The sequence below is a fragment of the Fulvivirga sp. genome, from assembly GCF_040220315.1.
Lineage (GTDB): Bacteria > Bacteroidota > Bacteroidia > Cytophagales > Cyclobacteriaceae > Fulvivirga.
The window spans coordinates 1-4,744 of record NZ_JAVJUY010000072.1; the positions used below are offsets into that span (position 1 = coordinate 1).

Sequence of the window (4,744 nt, forward strand, 5' to 3'; positions counted from 1 at the left end):
TTGTAAATTAATTGGTGCCTTATTAGTTGAATTCTTTTGCGGAGTCCCACTACTAATGGCCAAATACCTTGACATATTGAACATTTTCTCTATAAGCTCAGGGGAAGCTGTATTATTCTTTATGGAGTATTTAAGCAATGAATCTGTTGATATATTCGAATCAGTCTTGCTCAAATCAATTCTTACACGATTGTAAAACCTTTGATGGTTGGCTATGAGCACACTCATTAGTAAATCATAATTCGTGTTTATCGAATTTAATTTGTTAATACTCTGTTCAGCCAGTTTATCATTTGAGTCAAACTCCTGATCTACATTGATTGCAATAAGAATTAATACTTCATTAGATGAGTCAAAATAAGTTGATGGTCCTTTTTCTGTCGTTTCATTTTGTTGATTGAAGATATATGATAGACCAAGGTCTTTTTCAGATCCATCTCCAAATGGTTGCTCATATTTTCTATTACCACCTGTAAGTCTTCCACCACGCTGAATGACCTTAGCAGCAAATGAAAACTTTCTACCTTCCTCAAACTCGCCTTCCATCACCAACTTATCTAATTCAGAATACCCACGCAACTTACATTCAGGATCTAATAGTCGGGAAAGAGAAACTTCCCCTGAAAGCATCCCCATTCTATTTGAACTCAACCGGATAACCATAATACCCTGTTCCCATGAAACAAATACTTCCCTCTTATAGCTAACCTCTCCAATATCATAGCTTATTTCAACAATACCTTCCTGCATATTCAATGTCCTTTGGTACGCTGTCACTGTACTTGAATGATCCATATCAATAAACAGGTCTCCTACTGGGACATACGGGTTAACATATATTGCTTTCCCTGTCCTTGATACCTTTGCCAATACTTTTTCCTCAAGGATATCCCACTCACCATTCAATGAAGCACTAATAATCTCCGGCATATCTGATGCAGTATTGTGATTCTGGTAATCCCAGAAGTTCCTCCAAAGCAGATCATGATTGAGTGCAATTCTTTCTTTCTTAGCATTACCTAGAACCATTCCGCCTATTCTTCCATTTCCAATAGGATAGCCTTCGGACCAGGTGTTAGTTTGCTTATTCGACCAGATTAAATCTCCAGAATTAACATCAATCCCTATGCTATATGTTGTTATATAGATATGACATAGCAATGTTGCTGTAAATATTTTTAAAACACTTTTCATGACTAATTTCCTTACAATCAATACATCCTTGGGAGTCCTAATTGAGATTCACCTGAATGATGGAATTTCGGATTTTGGCTATTAGGGGGTATTTCATTAACTATTGTCCAATCCTCCGGTCTTACTCCCTTAGGAACTATTAATAAACTCTCATCCTTTTTTGTCAACACTTCAATAACTCCATTCTTTACATCTTTTGATTTATTTTTTAATGAAGAACTCATTGTTGCTTCCTCCCATGGTATATCAATTTTGCAGGTGTTACCATATTTACTCACAATTGAGATCCATTTGATATTTCCCTGTCTTACTTCTGCCGAAACAATAAATCCACCAGCAGCATGTAGAGTGAACCGACCTTCTTTGCTATTTGGAAATGCAGGGGCTATCCTTAATACACCTTCATAACTTTGTAAAAGTGATTCATTCATTGCTGTTGTAAGTACCGACATAGCCTCCATAGAAGTATGCCTAAATGGCCAGGTCCTAAGCTCAATTTTTTTATTAAGATCAGCCACCGTCACATTATTAGTTCTGAAATACCATTCAGCGTCCTTTCTAATTGCATTCTCCAGACCCCAGTGTCCCCAACCATTGGGAAATATTTGCCATCTCCTTGGAAAATCATTCAATACAAGTTCTAATTCCTCCGCCATACCGAGTCTGGCCATTGAAATAGAAACTGGATCCCACCCTGTGCACTCAGGTCCATAAAGCATGGTCGTTGCTTTTGCCACGTTAAACATTTCAGTCCCTTCATCCTTTAACCCAATCAATCCGGATGGAAAGATTGGCGCCGAGGGAATGGTAGGGAATAATCCATCATGTAATTTTAAGCCATTCCTTACACTGGGTGGTGAATAACCAGGTGATGATGAATTAAAAAATGAGTACTTCTCATCATCTAATCTAAAATATGTCATAAGCCATCTTTCTTCCTTGACACCCCATCCTGCTAAAAATATTTTATTGGTTGGAACAGGTTGGTTTTTGAAGACCCCAGTATTTATTCTGTAATCGTTTTCATTTCCAGTTATATAAAGATCACCTACCGCTTTTATGGGTAATGGAGCTATATTATCCAGGATATTTTTCCATTGCTTAGATTCCGAATACTGAAGCCCTACTTCCTTTATTGCAACAAGAGCTGTTTCAAAGATTTTTTTGGCTAATGAGAGGTCCGTCAAGCCATCTTCCAATTCAATCCAACCTTCATAACCTGTACTAACACTGGGATGAAAATAGCCATCATCTCCTTTTACCATTAGTGATTCAAAAAATTCTGAGGCTTCTAGTATATATGGCAAAGCCCTTTCTCTTAAAAAATCTTTATCATTCGTAAATTGATACTGCCTCCAAAATTCGAGTGCAATTTCAGCTACGGGAGTATGATTATGATCTGTTGAAGGAGAATTAAACCCATTTCTATCAGTCAGGTCTGACACAAACGCACCATCTGCATTAAAATGCTCTTTGGCGTATTTCTTTGCATGTTTAAGCGAATTAAATCTAAAATCAAGGTATGATTCAATAAACTCAGAGTGCCCGGTTGCATTCAATGGCCAATATAATTGCTGCTGGTTTTCATGGAAATAGACATTCCAATTTTGTATGTCTCTGTTCCAACCCCACAATCCATTAATAAATCTTCCTGGATAATTACCACCTTGCGAGGACAATGTATAATAAAGGGTTAGATGCCATAAATTATTTAAATAATCATCGCCATAATCAACAAAGGACCTTGTCCACAAAGACTTCCATTTGCGTTTATGAGCCTGATAATATGTGGTTCGTCCATTTTCTTTTGCATCATCAAGTTTTTTACTCAATTCTGAAATCGGATCACTACTTAGAGGGGAGGTGACAGAAAAAGCAAATTGAGCCGGTTTACCATTCAATCCTGACACATTTATGGTTGCCTTATGATCAAAATTATCTTGAACAATAACATCAGCCTGATCTGAATTGAGCATAACACCTCCGATAGCGAATGTTCCTGTTGTTAATTTTTGTGTTATAAATAAAGATTTATTTTCTATGTATGAGTTTGTACCATCAAGACCAATAGAGGTTTTGTCACTTATACTCGAATACCAACGAGAGTAAGTTCTTGAACCATATCTCTCTAAAGAAATTTCAACTGGTACATCATCCTTTAAATCACTTATTATATCATAAAATAGGATTCCATTATCAAAATTTATGAATGCATTAAATGCCAAATCTCCAAATGGACTTGAAGTAGTTAGTTCAAATGATGCTTCAGCTAAATTAAGCCGCGCATCAAATTCAGAGATATAAAGTTCATCAAAAATGGGGTAGTTAAAGTCAATTATTATCCTTCCTGCATGTCTTAAGGTTGTTTGTTCATCCAAAGCCCCATACCAACCAGGCTTCTCAGTTTTTCCATCATCCCAGAGATCACTTTTATTGACAGCAATAATTATTTTTGAACCATCGCACCAAATGAGGGATCCAATTTCACCATTACCTAATGGAATTCCTTGTAGAGGATCAATAGGCGGACTTTTATATACTAAATCATATTGTGAAACCCTATTTGGCCATTTTATGCTCCACTCTTTGTTATTTAAATTAAATGATGATTGAATTATCTTGGTACTATCGCCATCTAGCAAAATATGTTCACATCTTAGCTCGATTGGCAAGTAACATAATAGCAAAGAAAAAATGAGATTAAATGAAAACCTGATTGATACAGACATACAAGATTTGGTTACTGTTTTTAGAAATCAAGAGATTTGAGAATATGATATAGCTATGCTAATTAATCATGATTAGCATGGTTAAGATGGTCCCTTCAAATGTGTGACTCGCAATCTCAACATAAGATTGCAAGCCACACAGCTAAGTGGGAAAACGAACTTAACTATTCTGAATAACCTGTGGTTTGCGCAAGATTTTCGTTGGCATCTAATTCTTGTTGAGGAAATGGCCACTTATAGTGCTTTTGCTCAAACGAATATGGTACTCCTGCGGCATTAGACCTTTGATTCTGAATCTCATCAATTATTCCCCATCGTTTCAAATCAAAATATCTTATTCCTTCAACAGGGAATTCTACAAACCTTTCATGTCTAATGTAGTCACGTACCTGATCTTGTGTAGCATATCTTACCTCATCTACAGGAGGCATATTGACACTTGGTCGTGTTCGAACCTCATTAATTGCATCATAGACACTTTGGTCCGGACCATTTGCCTCATTCTGTGCTTCCGCATACATAAGTAGGATATCTGCATACCTAAGTAAAATAAAGTCCCAGTCATTTAAATAACCAAATGCATAATTCCCAGGGATCGAGGGATCTATTCCTTTTCTATTTTGGACTCCGGTTACGTCATAGAAATTGTAATTGTAGTGCCCCTCCCAGTCTGTACCTACCGGATTTCGAATGACATATTCATGCCTTGGATCTCTATTTGCAAAAGTATTATTTGGGTCATACAAAGGCGACTCATCAATGGGAAGACCATCTGTGCACTCATAAGCATTTTTGAGTTCTGGCGTTAAAAAAATGTGCTT

3 protein-coding genes are annotated in these 4,744 nt (G+C 36.7%); all 3 read right to left on the reverse strand.

Going from position 1 to position 4,744, the window contains the following annotated elements; genetic code table 11:
• On the reverse strand, positions 1 to 1,194 hold a 1,194-nt coding region (locus RLO81_RS03145; RefSeq protein ID WP_350107111.1), incomplete at its 3' end, for a glycoside hydrolase N-terminal domain-containing protein.
• Between the two features lie 17 nt (positions 1,195 to 1,211).
• Positions 1,212 to 3,923 carry a glycosyl hydrolase family 95 catalytic domain-containing protein gene (locus RLO81_RS03150; RefSeq protein WP_350107114.1) on the reverse strand — a complete coding sequence of 904 codons (2,712 nt, stop codon included), beginning with the start codon at positions 3,921 to 3,923 and terminating at the stop codon, positions 1,212 to 1,214.
• Between the two features lie 164 nt (positions 3,924 to 4,087).
• A partial coding sequence (locus tag RLO81_RS03155) for a RagB/SusD family nutrient uptake outer membrane protein (RefSeq protein ID WP_350107117.1) occupies positions 4,088 to 4,744 on the reverse strand: 657 nt, incomplete at its 5' end.